Source organism: Micromonospora sp. LOL_025 (assembly GCF_048060285.1).
Classification (GTDB): Bacteria; Actinomycetota; Actinomycetes; order Mycobacteriales; family Micromonosporaceae; genus Micromonospora.
In genome coordinates, this window is the sequence record NZ_JBHMIR010000005.1 from 126,905 (window position 1) to 143,665 (window position 16,761).

Annotated in this window: 16 protein-coding genes; 10 read left to right on the forward strand and 6 right to left on the reverse strand. The window is 75.2% G+C overall.

Going from position 1 to position 16,761, the window contains the following annotated elements:
- Positions 1 to 127 precede the first annotated feature (127 nt).
- A complete protein-coding gene (locus tag ACFHW0_RS09255) occupies positions 128 to 1,669 on the forward strand; it encodes a hypothetical protein (protein WP_416606865.1) in 1,542 nt (513 codons plus the stop codon).
- A gap of 123 nt (positions 1,670 to 1,792) precedes the next feature.
- On the opposite strand, the gene ACFHW0_RS09260 is transcribed toward ACFHW0_RS09255, so the two are convergent.
- The 6 genes from ACFHW0_RS09260 to ACFHW0_RS09285 all read right to left on the reverse strand — a co-directional run bounded on the left by ACFHW0_RS09260 (position 1,793) and on the right by ACFHW0_RS09285 (position 7,722).
- On the reverse strand, positions 1,793 to 2,752 hold the full coding sequence (locus ACFHW0_RS09260; protein ID WP_416606866.1) for a TIGR03557 family F420-dependent LLM class oxidoreductase: 960 nt from the start codon (positions 2,750 to 2,752) through the stop codon (positions 1,793 to 1,795).
- 315 nt (positions 2,753 to 3,067) lie between these two features.
- A complete protein-coding gene (locus tag ACFHW0_RS09265) occupies positions 3,068 to 3,274 on the reverse strand; it encodes a hypothetical protein (protein ID WP_091630565.1) in 207 nt (68 codons plus the stop codon).
- Between the two features lie 385 nt (positions 3,275 to 3,659).
- On the reverse strand, positions 3,660 to 4,835 hold the full coding sequence (locus tag ACFHW0_RS09270; protein ID WP_416606867.1) for a hypothetical protein: 1,176 nt from the start codon (positions 4,833 to 4,835) through the stop codon (positions 3,660 to 3,662).
- Positions 4,836 to 5,069: 234 nt separating this feature from the next.
- Positions 5,070 to 6,419, reverse strand: a complete 1,350-nt coding sequence (locus tag ACFHW0_RS09275) for an FAD-dependent oxidoreductase (protein WP_416606868.1) — start codon at positions 6,417 to 6,419, stop codon at positions 5,070 to 5,072.
- Between the two features lie 13 nt (positions 6,420 to 6,432).
- Complete coding sequence (locus ACFHW0_RS09280) at positions 6,433 to 6,789, reverse strand: TcmI family type II polyketide cyclase (RefSeq protein ID WP_416606869.1); 357 nt, start codon at positions 6,787 to 6,789, stop codon at positions 6,433 to 6,435.
- A 123-nt stretch (positions 6,790 to 6,912) separates the two neighbouring features.
- The gene (locus ACFHW0_RS09285; protein ID WP_416606870.1) at positions 6,913 to 7,722 is read right to left on the reverse strand and encodes an AfsR/SARP family transcriptional regulator; all 810 of its coding nucleotides are present in this window, start codon (positions 7,720 to 7,722) and stop codon (positions 6,913 to 6,915) included.
- 417 nt (positions 7,723 to 8,139) lie between these two features.
- Here ACFHW0_RS09285 and ACFHW0_RS09290 point away from each other — a divergent pair, with 417 nt between their 5' ends.
- From ACFHW0_RS09290 to ACFHW0_RS09330, 9 genes are all read left to right on the forward strand, one after another.
- Positions 8,140 to 8,478 (forward strand): TcmI family type II polyketide cyclase, encoded by a 339-nt coding sequence (locus ACFHW0_RS09290; protein WP_416606871.1) that lies wholly within the window; start codon positions 8,140 to 8,142, stop codon positions 8,476 to 8,478.
- A complete protein-coding gene (locus ACFHW0_RS09295; protein ID WP_416606872.1) occupies positions 8,475 to 10,196 on the forward strand; it encodes an acetyl-CoA carboxylase carboxyltransferase subunit alpha in 1,722 nt (573 codons plus the stop codon). The genes ACFHW0_RS09290 and ACFHW0_RS09295 overlap by 4 nt, the downstream gene beginning before the upstream one ends.
- The gene (locus tag ACFHW0_RS09300; RefSeq protein ID WP_416606873.1) at positions 10,193 to 10,876 is read left to right on the forward strand and encodes a biotin/lipoyl-containing protein; all 684 of its coding nucleotides are present in this window, start codon (positions 10,193 to 10,195) and stop codon (positions 10,874 to 10,876) included. Before ACFHW0_RS09295 ends, ACFHW0_RS09300 begins: the two co-directional genes overlap by 4 nt.
- A 14-nt stretch (positions 10,877 to 10,890) precedes the next feature.
- The gene (locus tag ACFHW0_RS09305; protein ID WP_416606874.1) at positions 10,891 to 12,267 is read left to right on the forward strand and encodes an acetyl-CoA carboxylase biotin carboxylase subunit; all 1,377 of its coding nucleotides are present in this window, start codon (positions 10,891 to 10,893) and stop codon (positions 12,265 to 12,267) included.
- Entirely contained in the window at positions 12,267 to 12,992 is a 726-nt protein-coding gene (locus ACFHW0_RS09310; protein WP_416606875.1) for an SRPBCC family protein, read from the forward strand. The genes ACFHW0_RS09305 and ACFHW0_RS09310 overlap by 1 nt, the downstream gene beginning before the upstream one ends.
- Positions 12,985 to 13,389 (forward strand): cupin domain-containing protein, encoded by a 405-nt coding sequence (locus ACFHW0_RS09315; protein WP_416606876.1) that lies wholly within the window; start codon positions 12,985 to 12,987, stop codon positions 13,387 to 13,389. The genes ACFHW0_RS09310 and ACFHW0_RS09315 overlap by 8 nt, the downstream gene beginning before the upstream one ends.
- Before the next feature lie 55 nt (positions 13,390 to 13,444).
- Positions 13,445 to 14,719: a beta-ketoacyl-[acyl-carrier-protein] synthase family protein gene (locus tag ACFHW0_RS09320; protein ID WP_416606877.1), complete on the forward strand. Its 1,275-nt coding sequence runs from the start codon at positions 13,445 to 13,447 to the stop codon at positions 14,717 to 14,719.
- The gene (locus tag ACFHW0_RS09325) at positions 14,716 to 15,963 is read left to right on the forward strand and encodes a beta-ketoacyl synthase N-terminal-like domain-containing protein (protein ID WP_416606878.1); all 1,248 of its coding nucleotides are present in this window, start codon (positions 14,716 to 14,718) and stop codon (positions 15,961 to 15,963) included. The genes ACFHW0_RS09320 and ACFHW0_RS09325 overlap by 4 nt, the downstream gene beginning before the upstream one ends.
- An 83-nt stretch (positions 15,964 to 16,046) precedes the next feature.
- Positions 16,047 to 16,349 carry an antibiotic biosynthesis monooxygenase family protein gene (locus ACFHW0_RS09330; RefSeq protein WP_416607024.1) on the forward strand — a complete coding sequence of 101 codons (303 nt, stop codon included), beginning with the start codon at positions 16,047 to 16,049 and terminating at the stop codon, positions 16,347 to 16,349.
- The last annotated feature ends 412 nt before the right edge of the window (positions 16,350 to 16,761 follow it).

The following is a 16,761-nucleotide window of genomic DNA, read 5'->3' on the forward strand; positions in this document are numbered from 1 at the left end:
ATGTTCGGCGGATTTTGCCCGGTTCTCGTCCGTATCGTGACCTTCGGCGGCTGTCGCGACGTCAGCCGCCCCGCGTCCCGTTCGACGCGGCCGTGTCACGCACTGCGCGAGAGGCAGGGGAAGCCTGATGACGACGTATCAAGGGGGCCGCCGAGCCGCACCACCCAGGCGGCGGTCGCGGTGGTTCTTAGCCGGCGGCCTCGTGGCGGGCAGCCTGGTGGCGGGGGCGGCCGGGCTCACGGGTGTCGCCGCCGTCGCCGCCGACCGGGACCTGCCCGCCGCCTCGGACACGCCGTCGCTGGCGCTGCGGGCCGACGACCACTCCGCGGACCGCGGCCGCGCCGACGCCGTCGAGGACCGCGACCACGCCCGCGAGGAGCAGCGCGGCGGGAAGCCGGGCGGCCGCCCCGGGCGGCCGGGCCAGGGGCCTCACGCGGAGGTCGCGGTGCCGTGCGACTCGGCGAAGCTGATCTCGGCGCTGGTCCGGGCCAACGCCGAGGGCGGCGCCCACCTGCGGCTGGCGTCGAAGTGCACGTACGAGCTGACCCACGCCTTCCAGCAGCCCGACGAGTACGACGGCGGGATCCGCGACGCCCGGGAGGCCGCCGACAGCGCCGAGAACCCCGGCGACGCCGAGGCACCCCCACGCAACCCGCAGCACGACCGGGCCGGGCTGCCCGTCATCTACCACCCGATCTCCATCCGGGGCGAGGGGGCCACCATCGTCCGGGGCGTGCACGCCGAGGCGTTCCGGTTCTTCACCGTGCGCGACGGCGGGGAACTGACGCTCTCCGACGTCGTGCTCCGCAACGGTCTCTCCGCCGCCGAGGGCGGCAGCATCCACGTCGTGCACGGCGCGTCCGCCGTGGTCGAGCGCACCACGATCGTCGACAGCACCTCCCTCTCGGCGGAGGGGGGCGGTGGCGGGATCTTCAACGACGGGCACCTGGTGGTCACCGGGAGCACGTTCGTCGACAACCACGCCGCCGGCACCAAGGGCAAGGGCGGGGGCCTGCTCAACGGTGGCGTGCTGAGCCTGGAGACCTCGCAGTTCCGGGGCAACAGCGCCGTCGCGTACGGCGGCGGCTTCGCCAACTACCGGGGCGCGGCCGAGGTGCACTCGAGCACCTTCGCGGGCAACAACGCGGCGCAGGGCGGCGGCGTCGCCAGCTTCTCGGCCCGTACCCGGGTCGCCGACACGAAGGTGCTGGGCAACACCGCCCAGACCGGCGGCGGCATCGCCAACTCGGACGCGCTGATCTTCCTGCGCGGCCTGGAGGTGCGCGACAACACCGCCACGGGCAACGGCGGCGGCATCTCCACCTTCCAGGGCCTGGTCCCGCTCGACGACAGCGTCGTGTCGGGCAACACGGCGCGGGGCTCCGGCGGCGGGATCCACGCCCAGAAGTCGAACCTCCTGCTGCGCCACAGCGAGGTCGACCGCAACCACGCCGTCGGCGCGGCGTCCACGGGCGGCGGCGTCTTCGCGTCGCTGGGACAGGTCTCCCTCTACTCCAGCCGGATCACCGGCAACGTCGCCATCGTGAAGCCGGGTGGCCTCTTCGTCGACAAGGCCCGCGTCAAGGTCGACGACGAGACCGACATCATCGACAACGAGCCCACCAACTGCGAGGGCAGCAGGGTGCCGGTGGCGAACTGCTTCCGCTGACCGGTCGGCGGGCCGTCCCGGCCGGGACGGCCCGCCCAGACCCGGGGGCGCGTCCTCCCGCCCGTCGGCGATCATCGCGATCGCGGCGGGCGGTGCCGGACGCGCCCCCGCGCGTCGGAGGGCTCAGCCGAGGGCGCGCAGCCGGCCGGCGAGGTCGCCGGCGAAGAAGTCGAGGAAGCCGTCCGGGTCGGGGCCGGCGTTCTGCAGCACGACGTGGTCGTAGCCGGCCTCGACGTACGGGCGGACAGCCGCCACGTGCGCCTCCGGGTCCGGCCCGACCGAGAACAACTCCCGGACGTGGCGCTCCTCGACGTACGCGCTCGCGGCGTCGAAGTTGACCGGGTTCGGCAGCTCGCTCATCACCTTCCAGCCGGTCACCATCCACCGACTGGTCTCCAGCACCGCCCGTACGGCCTGCTGGTCGTCGGTGGCCCAGGCCATCGGCACCTCGGCGTAGCGGGGACCGTCGCCCCCGGCCCGCCGGTAGTGCTCGACGATCGACGCCTTCGGCTCGGTGACGAACAGGCCGTCGCCGAGTTCCGCCGCCATCGTCGCCGAGGACCGGCCGCTCGCGGCGACCGCGATCACCGGCGGGGTCTCCGGCAGGTCGAAGATCCGGGCGTCCTCCAGGTGCAGGTGCTTGCCCTCGTACGAGCGGTAGCCGCCCTGCCAGAGCAGCCGGATGATCTCCAGCGCCTCGCGGAGCCGCTCGTGCCGGCCCCGTACGCTGGGAAAGCCCTGACCCACCACGTGCTCGTTGAGCCGTTCCCCGGCCCCGACGCCGAGGGTGAACCGGCCGTCGGAGATCAGCGCCATGGTCGCCGCGGCCTGCGCGATGATCGCCGGGTGGTACCGGACGGTCGGGCAGGTGACCCCGGTGGCCAGGCCGATCCGCTCGGTCTTCGCCGCGACCGCCCCGAGCACGCTCCACGTGAACGACGAGTGCCCCTGGGTGTCGAGCCACGGGTGGAAGTGGTCGCTCATCTCGACGAAGTCGAAGCCGGCCTGCTCGGCCCGGACCGCCTGGCGGATGATCTCCTGTGGTCCGTACCCCTCCGAGGCGAGCTTGTAGCCGATCCTCATGCCGGTGCTCCCGTCCCGTGCGGCGCTGGTGGCGCAACGCCGGTTCCCGCGGCGAGGCCCGACAAACGTCGGGCCGGGGAGGCGCGACGCGGGGCGCCGGCACCGATGACCCAGCCTCCTAGGACGCCGTACGCGATGTGGCGCACCGCCCGCGGACCCGGCCCGACCGGTCCAACAAGCGAGAGGGACGGCGGGGAGAGTGACGGCCGGCCCGGACGGGCGTCGGCGAGAGGGACGGAGACGGGGAGCCGGCGTGGCGTCTCCGGACACGGCTCGGCCCGCGCCCCGAGTGGGCGCGGGCCGGAGGAGTGCGTCCTACTTGGACGGCTGGGGCAGTTCGCAGTCGACCTTCGGGTTGGCCCCGATGTAGTTCAGCGGCCCGGCGACGATGGTCACCAGGATCGTGCCGGCCTCGGCACAGTTCGTGTCGTCGCCGCTGTAGTAGCCGCGCTGCCCGGCGGCGACCGCGCCGATGATCAGCCAGATGACGACCAGGACTCCGAATATCGACGTGCCGCGCATCGCTGCCTCCGCAAGGGTGTGGTGGTTCGAGGTGATGGGCGTTGTACCCAATCGCGATGAACGGCTAACGGTGCCGGGCGCCGAGGAGCCGGCGCGGCGGACGGCCGACGGGTGGACGGACGAGGCTGCGGGCCGAGACGGTAGCGCGCGGCGTCGGCAGTCTGCGCCGACTCCGAGACCGAGTTGGAGGCGGCCCGCTGCCCGGCGCCGGCGGCGAGCCGATGCGCGGTACTCCGCTCGGGTTCGGCCCGGAACGCCGACATCGCGGCGCCCGGCGGACGGGCGCCGCGATGTCGGCGACGACGGCGAGTTCGTGCGGCGGACCCGATCCACCGGGTGTCGCCGTCCGGTGCCGACGGAAGCACGGCAGCCGGGGCGAGGCCGGTCAGGCGTCGGTGCCGCCCACCGGGGTCGGCAGGGCGGCGGCCGCCTCCTGCGGAGCGCCGGCGAGCACCTTCGCCTGCTGCGGCCAGGTCGCCAGGCTCGGCGCGGCCCGCAGCCCGGCCGCCCGGATCGTCTCCCGCAGGGCGGCCTCGTCCAGCTCCGCCAGCTGCCGGTACGTCCGGATGCCGGCCGCCTGCAACGCGGCGGCCATCTTCGGGCCCACGCCCTGGATCCGGCGGAAGTCGTCGGCGGCGTCGGAGTCGGTCGCGGCCGGGGTGTCCGCCTCGCCGCGCGGCGCCGGAACGACCACCGGCTCGGCCGGAACGACCACCGGCTCAACCGGCGCGTCGGCCGGCGTCGACCCGGGCCCGACGGGTGCGCCGTCGGCCGTGGCCGGCTCGACCGCGGTGGTGGCGGCCGTGGCCGGCTCGACCGGTGCGTCGGCCGGCTCCGGCTCGACGGGGGAGGTGGCCACGGGAACGGGTGCGAGCTTCGGCTCGGACGGGCCGTCGGCGGTGGGTGCGGGCGCGGTGTCGGGCTCGGTCGGGGCGACGACCGTCGACTCCGGCTCGGCCGGGATCGCGCCCGTCGGCGCCGAGGCGACGGCGGCCGGGACGGGCTCAGCCTCGGCGGGGGGAGCGGGCTCCGTCGTGGCGGTCGGGACGGGCTCCTCCGCCGGTCGGCGGTCGACGGGGCCGGTCACCTCGGCGGCCACCGGCAGCACGATCTCGTGCTCCGGCCGGGCGTCGGCGGCGGTGTCGGACGGCACGGGGTCGGTGTCGGGCGCCGGCACCGGGTCGCCGGTCAGCGCCATGTCGGCCGGGTCGACGTCGTCGGCCCGGGACGCGTCGGCCGCGACGATCGTGGCCGGCGGGGCGTCGGTACCGCGCGGGTCGGCGTCGGTCGGGGCTTCGGCCCCCGGCGCGGCGGGGACGCGGTCGGCGACCGCGTCCGGCGCGGGGTCCACGGTCACCTCGGGGCGCGCTTCGTCCAGGGTGGCGACGGGAGGCGGGTCGACCACCACGGCGGTCATGCCGGCGACCGGGTCACCGTCCACCATGGGGGAGCCGTGGGTGGCGGCCGCCGCGTCCTGCCGGCCGCGCCAGAACCAGCCGCCCGCCAGACCCACCACCAGAGCCACGATCAGTATCAGCCAGTGCCCGAAAGACCACGCCACGGCAAACCTCCCTATCGTTCACGTCCGGAAACCCGCGAGAAAAACTCGCCGCAGCTTCGCACACGCCCGATGACGCCGACAGGCTGGACCGGGTGCCGGCCGTGGCGGCGCGACGGGCCGCGACGGGCGGTGTCCGCCGGGGCGACGGAGGGTCGCCGTCCCTGGGTCCGCGCGGTCAGGCGGGTACGCGGGACCCCGGCGCCCACTGGCGGCGCCGGGGTCCCGGTCGGACGGTCAGTCCTCCTCGCCCCGGTAGCTGTAGAAGTCGTCGACGAACCGGCGCGCCAGGCGGGGTACCCGGCTGATGACGCCGAAGTAGCCCCGCGCGCCGAGCAGCGCGAGCCGGCCGACGACCGGTTTGTACATCCGGTCGTCCCCACTGGTGCCGCTGCGGTTGAGCGAGTCGGCGACCCGGGCGAACCCGTACGGCACCATCGCGGCCTCGTAGTCGGCCACCGCCTGGAGCAGCGTCTTGTCGCCGGTGGCGGCCAGCCGCAGTTGGCGGCAGAGCAGGGCGGCGTCGCGCAGGGCGGTGTTGGCGCCCACCCCGCGTCCCGGCGTCATCGTGTGGATGGCGTCGCCGAGCAGGGTGACGGTGCTGCTCTTCCAGGGCGGCACCGGCTCGCTGGTGGCCACCTTGATGGGTAGGGCGCTGCCCGGGTCGCTGCGGGCGAGCAGTTCGCGCAGACTGGGGTGCCAGTTGCGGGTGAGTCGCAGGGCGAGCAGGACCAGGTCCTCGCCGCGCAGCTGCATGACGTCGGGCGGGAACCGACGGGCCGTGCTCCAGACGACCAGGTTGATGTTGTCGCGGGTGTTGTCGTGGCGCAGCCCCGGCCAGCCGCGCAGCAGCTCGGCGTCGGCGGGATCGACGCCGGGTTTCAGCGCGCCGTCGCGGTCCCACTTGAACTCCATCACGTGCAGCACGCCCATCATCCCGCCGGTACCGAAGATCAGCGAGATGCCCTGTTCGAGCCGCTCGGGCAGCAGACCCCGGGTGTGCGGGGTCAGCGGGATCCGGGTGGCGATGTTGATGGTGCCGGCGTCGCGGGTGACCGCGTGCGGCAGGTACTGGCGGCGTACCGCCGAGTGCGTGCCGTCCGCGGCGACGAGCAGGTCGCCGGTGGCGGTGCTGCCGTCGGCGAAGTGCGCGGTCACGGTGCCGTCGTCGCGTTGGTCGTACCGGGTGAAGGCCTTGTCGAAGTGGACGACGTCCTCCATGCCCGTGAGCAGGACCTGGCGCAGGGTCATCCGGGCGACGGACCGTTCGGTGTCCACCGGGTCGGTGTCCGGCCGGAGCGTGAACGAGGCCGTGCGCCGCATGCCCTGGGTGATGACGTTGAAGTAGCGGGGGGAGCGGGCGCAGGTGGCGAGGTAGACGTCGAACAGGGCGGGCGGCAGGCACTCGCGCAGCGCGCGGCTACCGGTCGGCCCGATTCCGACCCGGTAGCCGAGCAGCCCCTCGCCGCGGGTGCGGTACCGCTCGTAGACGGCGACGCTGATCCCGGCCCGGCGCAGGCCGTGCGCCAGGCACAGCCCGCCCGTGCCGGCCCCGACGATCAGGACGTGGGGTGGTCTGGACGACATGGCGACCGCCCGTTCAGCCGGCCGGATGCGACGACGACGACGCCGCCGCGTCGGCGGCGTCCCAGCGGTAGAAGCAGCCCGCGATCGCGTCGCGTGGCGAGCGCCAGGTCGGCAGGTACGGCGTGGTGTGCGCGGACAGCCGTTCGTTGACCTGGCGGTAGAGCGGGTGGTTGCGGGCGTCGGCCAACGCTTCCGGGGCCACGTCGGCGGTCTCCATCAGGTGTACGCACAGGTCGTGCAGGCAGTACAGGGACCGGTGCCGGACCCCGGTGAGGGCGGGCAGTTCGGTCGCGTCGGACTCGGCGAAGATCTGCGCCACCCGACCCTCCGCGCCCGGGATGATCCTGCTGACGATCAGTAGACGGCTCATGGGACCCCTCTCGCCGGTGGCGCTCCGCGACCATGTCGGACACCACGGACTGTTGTGCGGCCCACCGTGCCCCGACGGCTGTCACCTGTCCGTCACTCGCCCCGCCGCGGCGGTGACGCCGCCTCAGCGCGCGTGGGGCGCGATCCGGGTGGACGGCGCTTGGCGGGGCCCGGCCGGGGCGGTGCGGGTGGCCTGGCGGATCGGCGCCAGGGTGTCGTCGAGCAGGGCTGTCATCGCCGCCGAGGGCTCCAGCCGCAGTTCCCGCAGCAGCAGGTCGCGGTAGACGTAGAAGGCGTGCACGGCCTCGAAGGCGTTGCCCTCGGCGAGGTGGATGCGGACCACCAGCCGGTGCGGCGTCTCGCGCAGGGGTTCGGCGGCCATCGCCTCCAACGCGGCTTCCAGGGCCGCGCCGTGGCGACCCGCCGACAGATGCTGGCCGGCCAGTTCCTCCAGCATGTGCAGGCGCAGCTGGCGCAGCCGCTCCCGGTCGGCCAGCACCCAGTCGTCGTACCAGCCGGGGAGCAGGTCGTGCCGGCCGGCGGCGAACGCGGCGGCGGCGCACGGGTCGTCGCCGTCGCGTACCCGCGCCGCCGTGCCGACGAGCGCGTCGACGTCGACCCGCACGACCGGGCCGAGGGAGACCGTGTCGCCGGAGGTGGTGATCGGGCAGCAGGGATCCTGGCGCAGCCGCCACAGCGCGGTCCGCAGGGACGACAGCGCGCGGTCCTCCGGCGCATCCGGCCAGAGCAGGCCGGCCAGGTTGCTGCGGGTGGCGCCGGGGCGCAGCCCGATCAGCGCGATGACGCGTTGCAGGCCGCGCGGCACCACGACCGGCGCGTCGCCGTGCAGCAGCCGGAACCCGCCGAGCAGGTGCAGGGAGATCTCGGCGTCGGAACGGCAATCGGTGGTCGGCGTCGATCGATCAGCGGCCACGGCGGCACCCCCTGCGGAACGCTCGTCCCGACTCGTCTGCTGTCCCCGGCGCGGCTGCCCATGACCCCACTGTCGGATCGCTCCGCCGCGGCACGGCGTCGCGCGCCGCGGCCGCCGGGCTGACCGTGACGAAGATTATCAATTGTGGTCACTCTCGGTCAATATCCTGTACGGGATCGCGCTTGCCTGTCGGCGCCCACGAGATCCCTTCCCAACTGCGGATAGTCCACGTCGGATGATCGGCGTCGCACAGCGGATGCACAGGTGGCGTCAACGCAGCGTCACGGAAGCTGCGTCGCCGCTCGGCGGTCGCCGGTGACGCCGCCGTGACGCCCGGGGCCGGATCGTGTCGCCAGTCGTCCGGCTCGGCCGGTGCCGTCGTCACCGACGCCGGATGCCGTGGAGGGAGGCCCGTCCATGGACCGTTCGCTGATCGTCGCGAAGGTGGTGCCGAGCGCCGAGGCGCGCGTCGCCGAGATCTTCGCCGAGTCCGACGCGACCGAACTGCCGCGCCTGGTCGGTGTCCGGCACCGGTCGCTCTACCGGCTGGGTGACCTGTACGTGCACCTGCTGGAGACGGAGGCGCCGGGCGGGGGAGCGGTCGAGGCGGCCCGCGGACACCCCGAGTTCGCCAGGGTGAGTGCCCGGCTGCGGCCGTACGTGTCGCCGTACCTGCCGACGTGGCGGGAGCCGCGCGACGCGATGGCCTGCTGCTTCTACCGCTTCGACGCCGCGCCCGTCGGGCGGTCGTCGTGACCGCCACCGCGCCGCGGGAGGGACAGCTCTGGTCCCGCTGCGGCGGCTGCGCCACCCTGCTGTACCGCAAGCGGCTGCGGCGCAACCTCGACGTCTGCCCCGAGTGCGGGGCGCACGCCCGGGTCGACGCGCCCGAGCGGCTGCTCCAGCTCGTCGACCCGGGGTCGTTCACCGCGCTGCCGGAGCGGCCGGGCGAGGTCGACCCGATCGGCTTCGTCGACCTGCTGCCGTACCCGCACCGGCTCACCGCGGCGCGGGCCGGCACGGGGCTGGCCGAGGCGGTCGTCTGCGGCACCGCCGCCGTCGGGCGGCATCCGTGCGTGCTCGCCGTGATGGACTTCCGGTTCCTCGGCGGCAGCCTGGGCTGCGTCGTGGGGGAGCTGATCACCCTGGCGGCCGAGCGGGCCCTGGCCGACGGGGTCCCGCTGGTCCTGGTCACCGCCTCCGGTGGGGCGCGGATGCAGGAGGGCGCCCTGTCGCTGATGCAGATGGCCACGGTCAGCCAGGCGATCGCCGCGCTGCGGGAGGCCGGACTGCTCACCGTCAGCGTGCTCACCGACCCGACGTACGGGGGCGTGGCCGCCTCGTTCGCCACCAACACCGACGTGGTGCTCGCCGAGAGCGGCGCGCGGATGGGCTTCGCCGGTCCCCGGGTGATCCGGCAGGTCACCGGCAGGGATCTGCCGGAGGGCTTCCAGACCGCCGACTTCCTGCTCCGGCACGGCCAGGTCGACATGGTGGTGCCCCGGCACGCCCTGCGGGGCCGACTGGTGGCGCTGCTCGCCGCCGCGCGGGCCGGGCGGCGGCCGGCGTCGCGTCCCGGCGTACCCCGGCAGGAGCCGTCGCCGCTGGTGGCGCGGCCGGCCGGCGGGGCCGCCGCCACGACGGCGCCGGGCCCGGACGCCGACGCCTGGGAGACGGTACGGCTGGCCCGGCACCCGGGCCGTCCGACCACGCTGGACTACCTGGAGACGGCGTTCGACGGCTTCGTCGAGCTGCACGGCGACCGGCTCGGCGCGGACTGCCCGGCCGTGGTGGGCGGGCTGGCCCGGCTCGACGGGCGGCCGGTCATGGTCATCGGGCACCAGAAGGGACACACCACCGCCGAGCTGGTCGGGCGCAACTTCGGCATGGCCAGCCCGGCGGGGCACCGCAAGGCGCTGCGGCTGATGCGCCTCGCGGCCCGCCTCGGCCTGCCGGTGGTCACCCTCGTCGACACCCCCGGGGCGGATCCCGGCGTGCGGGCCGAGGAACAGGGCCAGGCGGCGGCCATCGCGGAGAACATCCTCGCCCTGACCGTGCTGCCCACCCCCGTCGTCGCCGTGATCACCGGCGAGGGCGGCAGCGGTGGTGCGCTGGCTCTCGCGGTGGCCGACCGGGTGCTCATGCTCCAGCACGCCGTCTACTCGGTGATCAGCCCGGAGGGCTGCGCGGCGATCCTCTGGCCGGACCGGGGCGCCGCGCCGCAGGCGGCCCGCGCCTTGCGGCTGACCGCCCCCGACCTGTGCCGGCTCGGGATCGTCGACGACCTCGTCCCCGAGCCGGCCCCGGCCGCCCACCACGACCCGCAGGCCGCCGCCCGGGCGCTGCGCGAGGCGGTGCTGGCGCACCTGCTGCCGCTGCTCGACGTGCCGCCCGCCACGCTGGTCCGCCGCCGGCGGCAGCGCTTCCGGCGCTTCGGCGCCGCCCGCCTCGGGGCCCGGACGGGTGCCCGATGAGCGCCGGCGGGATCCCGGTCGACGTCCCGCCGTCGGCGCCCGGCAGGGAGGCGACGACCGCCGCGCGGCCGACGCCCGGCACGCGGGGCACCCCCGACGCGCACCCGGCGCCCGCCGGGCAGCCGGCGCGAGACGTGGCGTCGGCACCCGCCGGGCAGCCGGCGCGGGACGCGGAGCCGGCGTCCGCCGGGCATGCGGCGCGGGACGCGGAGCCGGCGTCCGGCGTGACGGCGGAGGCGGGACACGGGGTGGACGCCGTGCTGGCCGGGCTGCGGCGGCACGCGCGGCACCTCGTCACCGAGTTGGCCGGCCCGCTGCGGCGGGTGCGGCTGCGCAACGGGGACACGGTGCTGGAGGTGGAGTGGCACGCCGCGCCCGCCGGCGCCGCGCCCGCCGCGGCGTCCCCGGGGGTCCCGCCGCCCGTCGCGCCACAGTCCGACCGCTACGCCGTGCGGTCGCCCATCGTCGGCACGTTCTACCGCGCGCCGGAGCCGGGCGCCGCGCCCTTCGTCGCCCCCGGCGATCTGGTCCGTCCGGGGCAGGTCGTCGGCATCGTCGAGGCGATGAAGCTGATGAACGAGGTGACCGCCGACCGGGGTGGCCGGGTCGTCGAGGTCCTCGCCGCCGACGGCCACCCGGTCGAGTACGACCAGCCGCTGGTCGCGCTGGATCCGGTCTGAGGGGACGGGCCGCGATGTTCGAGAAGGTGCTGATCGCCAACCGTGGGGAGATCGCCCTGCGGGTGCTGCGTGCCTGCCGCGAGCTGGGGGTGCGTACGGCGGTGGTCTACTCCACCGCGGACGCCGACTCGGCCGCCGTGCGCCTCGCCGATCAGGCCGTGCGGATCGGGCCGCCGGCCAGCCGGCGCAGCTACCTCAACGCCGCGGCGATCGTGGAGGCGGCCCGGCAGGTGGGCGCGCAGGCGGTGCACCCCGGCTACGGGTTCCTCTCCGAGGACGCCGACTTCGCCGAGATCTGCGCCGACAACGGCCTGATCTTCATCGGCCCGCCGCCGGAGGTGATGTCCGTGCTGGCCGACAAGTCCTCGGCGCGGGCGCTGATGCGCCGGGCCGGGCTGCCCCTGCCGCCGGGCAGCGTCGCGCCGGTGCCCAGCGCCGCCGCGGCGGCGGAGGTGGCCGCCGAGGTGGGCTACCCGGTGATCGTCAAGGCGGCGGCCGGTGGCGGGGGCCGGGGCATGACGGTGGTCGCCACCCCGGCGGAGCTGCCCCGGGCGTACGCGCGGACCCGGGCCGCCGCCCAGGCCGCCTTCGGCGACGACCGGGTGTACGTGGAGCGGTACCTGATCGGTGCCCGGCACGTCGAGGTGCAACTGCTGTGCGACTCCCACGGCAACGGCGTGCACCTGGGCACCCGGGACTGTTCGGTGCAGCGCCGGCACCAGAAGCTGGTGGAGGAGGCGCCGGCCCCGGCACTGTCGGCCGGCACCCTGGAGGCCATCGCGAAGTGCGCCCTGCGCGGCGCCCTGCACGCCGGCTTCACCGGCGCCGGCACCGTGGAGTTCCTCGTCGACCCCGACGAACGGTTCCACTTCCTGGAGATCAACTGTCGGATCCAGGTCGAGCATCCCGTCACCGAGATGATCACCGGGATCGACCTGGTGCACGAGCAGCTGCACATCGCCGCGGGGGTGCCGCTGCGCTGGCGGCAGGAGGACGTCCGGTCGCACGGGGTCGCCATCGAGTGCCGGATCAACGTGGAGGACCCGGACCGCGGCTTCGCGCCGACGCCCGGCCGGTTGGAGCGCTTCGTCCCGCCCGGCGGCCCGTTCACCCGGGTCGACACGCACGGCTACGCCGGCTACCTGTTCGGCCCGCACTACGACTCCCTGCTGGCCAAGGTGGCGGTCTGGGCGCCGGACCGGGAACTCGCGCTCAACCGGCTGGAACGCGCCCTCGACGAGTTCGACATCGCCGGTCCCGGGGTCCGCACCACCATCCCGTTCGTCCGGCGGGTGCTCGACGACGCCGGGTTCCGCAAGGGCCGCTACTCCACCGGCCTGGTCGAGCAGTTGCTCGCCGGCCCGCCCGACGCACACCACAGGAGGCTCTGATGACCGTCACCCATGGCCGTCCGCTGACCGCCGAGATCACCGACATCCTGGTGGCCAACTGCGGGCTGGACGCCGAGGCCGCCGCCCGCGCCCCGGCCGCGTCCCTGGAGGAACTCGGCATGGACTCGCTGGCGCTGCTCGAACTCTCCGCCGTGGTCGCCGACCGGTGGCAGGTGCGGATCCCCGAACAGGCCGGGCAGCTCAGCATCGCGGGCGTGGCCGAGCTGGTCGGCCGCCGCGCCGGTACGCCCGGACACACCGAGAACAGCGTCCTCATCGCCGCGCCGCTGCCGCTGGTGTGGGACGTCACCAACGACGTCGCCAACTGGCCGCAGCTGTTCACCGAGTACGCCCGGGCGGAGATCCTGCACCGCGACGGCGACACGGTGCGGTTCCGGCTCACCATGCACCCCGACGAGAACGGCACGGTGTGGAGCTGGGTCAGCGAACGCACCGCCGACCCGGTCACCCGGCGGGTCGACGCCCGGCGGGTGGAGACCGGGCCGTTCGAGTACATGCGCATCCACTGGCGCTACGCCCAGGAGCCCGGCGGAACCCGGATGACCTGGGTGCAGGACTTCGCGATGAAGCCCACCGCGCCGGTGGACGACGCGGGCATGACCGACCGGATCAACGCCAACAGCGCGGTGCAGCTCGCCGTCATCAAGGAGAAGATCGAGCGGCTGGCCGGGGCGGACCGGGCGACGGGAGCCGGCGATGAGTGAGCGGACCCTGCGGCTGGTCGCCGCCGCCGACGTCGCGCCCGACGGCCGCCGCGGCGGCGAGCTGCGGGTGCTGCTCGGCCCGAAGACCGTCGGCAGCACCTCGGGTTTCATGGGGGTGGCGACGCTGCGCCCGGGGGAGCGGATCGCCGAGCACTACCACCCCTACAGCGAGGAGTTCCTCTACGTGGCCCGGGGCGCGATCACCGTCGACCTGGACGACGAGCCGGTGCCGCTGGCCGCCGGAGAGGCGCTGTTCGTGCCGCGCAACGTCCGGCACCGGCTGCGCAACACCGGGGAGGAACCGGCCGAGGTGGTCTTCCACCTCGGACCGCTGGCGCCCCGGCCCGAACTCGGTCACGTCGACACCGAGCTGGTCGAACAGCGAGGCGGGTCGTGAGCGCGAGGAGTGAGCCGGGGTTGCGCGCCCCGCAGTCGCGAACCGAGGTGGCGCCGTGAGCGGGCGCCGCACGGTGGTGACCGGCGTCGGGGTGGTCGCCCCCGGCGGCGCCAGCCGGGACCGGTTCTGGAAGACCATCACCGAGGGGCGTACGGCGACCCGGCGGATCACCTTCTTCGACCCGTCGCCGTTCCGCTCCCAGATCGCCGCCGAGTGCGACTTCGATCCGGTCACCGCCGGCCTCGGCGCGGCCGAGCTGCGACGCGCCGACCGCTACGTGCAGTTCGCCCTCGCCTGCGCCGCCGAGGCTCTCACCGACTCCGGCCTGGAGCTGACCGACGCCGAGCGGGACCGCACCGGCGTGGTGCTCGGCACCGCCGTCGGCGGCACCACGGCCCTGGAGCAGGAGTACGTCACGGTCAGCGACGCCGGCAGCCGGTGGCTGGTCGACGCCGGGCGCGGCGGCCCGTACCTCTACCAGGCGCTCGTGCCCAGCAGCCTCGCCGCCGACGTGGCGTGCCGGCACGGGCTGCACGGCCCCGCGCAGGTGGTCTCCACCGGCTGCACCTCCGGCATCGACGCGATCGGGTACGCCCACCACCTCATCGCCGACGGCGAGGCCGACATCGTGCTGGCCGGGGCCGCCGACTCGCCGATCTCCCCGGTCACCGTCGCCTCCTTCGACGCGATCAAGGCGACCAGCCCGGACAACGACGACGCGGTGCACGCCTCCCGCCCGTTCGACGCCGACCGGCACGGTTTCGTCCTCGCCGAGGGCGCGGCGGTGCTGGTGCTGGAGGAGGCCGGGCGCGCCCGGCGGCGCGGGGCGCACGTCTACTGCGAGGTGGCCGGCTACGCCAGCCGCAGCAACGGCTACCACATGACGGGGCTGCGGCCCGACGGGCTGGAGATGGGGCTGGCCATCTCGGCCGCGCTCAAGCAGGGCCGCATCGCCCCCGAGCAGGTCTCCTACATCAGCGCCCACGGCTCGGGCACCCGGCAGAACGACCGGCACGAGACCGCCGCGTTCAAGCGGGCGCTGGGTCAGGCCGCGTACCGGGTGCCGATCAGCTCGATCAAGTCGATGGTCGGGCACTCGCTCGGCGCGATCGGCTCGATCGAGATGGCCGCGTGCGCGCTGGCCGTGGAGTTCGGCGTGGTGCCGCCGACGGCCAACTGGAGCACCCGCGACCCGGAGTGCGACCTGGACTACGTCCCGAACGAGGCGCGGGAGCTGCCGGTCGACGTGGCGCTCTCGGTGGGCAGCGGGTTCGGCGGTTTCCAGTCGGCGATGGTGTTCCGCCGGCTGCCGGGGCGGGTGCTGCCGTGACCGCGCGGGCCGTGGTGACCGGCATCGGCGTCGTCGCGCCCAGCGGGATCGGCGTGGACGCGCACTGGCGTACGGTGCTCGCGGGCACCCGCCGCACCGGGCCGATCACCCTGTTCGACCCCGCCGGCTACCCCACCCGCCACGGTGGGGAGGTGCCCGGCTTCGACGCCGCCGCGTACGCCGACAACCGCCGGCTGGTGCAGACCGACCGGTGGACGCACCTCGGCTTCGCCGCCACCCGGCTGGCGCTGGCCGACGCCGGGCTGCCCGAACGGGCCCCCGACCCGTACGGCTACGCCGTGGCCCTGGCCAGTTCCTCCGGCGGGAACCTGTTCGGGCAGCGGGAGCTGCAACGGCTCTGGGGCGGGCCGTCGCGCACCGTCGGGGCGTACCAGTCGATCGCCTGGTTCTACGCGGCCAGCGTCGGCCAGCTCTCCATCCACCACCAGTTCAAGGGGCCGTGCGGGGTGCTGGTCGCCGAGGCCGCCGGCGGACTGGACAGCCTGGCGCACGCCGCGCGGGCGGTGCGCCGGGGCACGCCGGTGGTGATCGCGGGGGCGACCGAGTGCCCGCTGAGCCCGTACGCCCTGGCCTGCCAGCTGCGCTCCGGGATGCTCAGCGACTCCACCGACCCGGAGCGGGCCTACCGGCCGTTCGACGCCGCCGCCAGCGGCTACCTGCCCGCCGAGGGCGGCGCGGTGTTCGTGGTGGAGGAGCTGGGTCACGCGCTGTCGCGGGGCGCCCGCGTCTACGGCGAGTTGACCGGCTGGGGTGCCACCCACGACGCCGTGCACACCGGACCGGACACGGCGGGCGACCCCGGGCAGTACGCCCGCGCCATGCGGCTGGCCCTGGACCGGGCCGGCGTCGGGGCGGAGGCGGTCGACGTGGTGCTGCCCGACGCGCTGGGCGTGCCTCGCTACGACCGCAGCGAGGCCGTGGCGCTGCGCGCCGTCTTCGGCGACCGGCCGCCCCCGGTGAGCACCCAGAAGCCGCTGACCGGCCGCGCGCACCAGGGCGGCTCGGCGCTGGACGTCGCCACCGCGCTGCTCGCGTTCGGCCACGACACGCTGCCGGCCTCCGCCGGGCCGGACGAGGTGGCCGAGGGCTGCGAGCTGGACTTCCTGCGGGAGCACCGACGACCGCGCAGCCGGCTGGCGCTGGTCTGCGCCCGCGGCTTCGACGGTTTCAACAGCGCGCTGGTCCTGCGCGGGGCCGCGCCGCAGAGGGGAGTGACGCCGTGAGCGAGCAGGTCACCGGTTCGACGCCCGTCGGGTCCCGGGTCGGCGCGCAGCGGGGAGCCGACGCGGGCGGGCAGCGGGCGCGGGTGGTGTTCCTGGTGCGGGTGCCGCGCGAGCGTACGGAGGCGTTCCTGGCCGCGTACGAGGCGGTCCGGCACCTGGTGGCCGGGGGCGTCGCGGGGCACCTCGTCGACCAGGTCTGCCGGTCGTCGAGCGACCCGGAGCAGTGGCTGATCACCAGCGAGTGGGCGAGCCTGGCCGACTTCGAGACGTGGGAACGCAGCCCGGAGCACCGGGACCTGGTGCGACCGATGCGCGAGTGCTTCACCGACGCCCGGTCGCTGCGCTTCCTCATCCACGCCCAGACCCCCGCCACGTCCCCGGCCTGATCCCGCCCGACCTGCCCCGTCGTCCCGGCTGCCGGGCCGCCGCTGAGGGGGGCAGCGACGCCGTGGGCTGTTCGCCCACCGGCCGCAGGGCACGAGTGGAACACCAGGGGTGTCAACGACGAGCGGTGACACCCCTGGTGTTCCACTCGTGCGGTGGTGCGCGGGTGCGCCGCCCGGCACACGTCGTTCCTGGCACGTTCCGCCGTCCGGCGAGCCCGCTGGCGAGGGCCGCGCTTGTACCGGAGGGCGCAGTCGACTGGCGAAACGCGAGATCCGCCGGCCGTCCCGCTCGGCCGTACCTCCCCGCCCGGCCCGGGTGGCCGCACCGACGCGCCTGAAGACCGCCATCGGCCGTCCCGTGGACGTGCCGCGCCGTACGCACGAGGGGTCATCCGGCGGATACCCTCAGTCG

What these genes read in the sequence shown, in the direction of transcription:
- ACFHW0_RS09265 (WP_091630565.1), bottom strand. Translation starts at nt 3,274, where the DNA reads ATGCGCGGCACGTCGATATTCGGAGTCCTGGTCGTCATCTGGCTGATC.
- ACFHW0_RS09310 (WP_416606875.1), top strand. Translation starts at nt 12,267, where the DNA reads ATGACCGTCACCCATGGCCGTCCGCTGACCGCCGAGATCACCGACATC.
- ACFHW0_RS09260 (WP_416606866.1), bottom strand. Translation starts at nt 2,752, where the DNA reads ATGAGGATCGGCTACAAGCTCGCCTCGGAGGGGTACGGACCACAGGAG.
- ACFHW0_RS09280 (WP_416606869.1), bottom strand. Translation starts at nt 6,789, where the DNA reads ATGAGCCGTCTACTGATCGTCAGCAGGATCATCCCGGGCGCGGAGGGT.
- ACFHW0_RS09275 (WP_416606868.1), bottom strand. Translation starts at nt 6,419, where the DNA reads ATGTCGTCCAGACCACCCCACGTCCTGATCGTCGGGGCCGGCACGGGC.
- ACFHW0_RS09300 (WP_416606873.1), top strand. Translation starts at nt 10,193, where the DNA reads ATGAGCGCCGGCGGGATCCCGGTCGACGTCCCGCCGTCGGCGCCCGGC.
- ACFHW0_RS09255 (WP_416606865.1), top strand. Translation starts at nt 128, where the DNA reads ATGACGACGTATCAAGGGGGCCGCCGAGCCGCACCACCCAGGCGGCGG.
- ACFHW0_RS09305 (WP_416606874.1), top strand. Translation starts at nt 10,891, where the DNA reads ATGTTCGAGAAGGTGCTGATCGCCAACCGTGGGGAGATCGCCCTGCGG.
- ACFHW0_RS09315 (WP_416606876.1), top strand. Translation starts at nt 12,985, where the DNA reads ATGAGTGAGCGGACCCTGCGGCTGGTCGCCGCCGCCGACGTCGCGCCC.
- ACFHW0_RS09290 (WP_416606871.1), top strand. Translation starts at nt 8,140, where the DNA reads ATGGACCGTTCGCTGATCGTCGCGAAGGTGGTGCCGAGCGCCGAGGCG.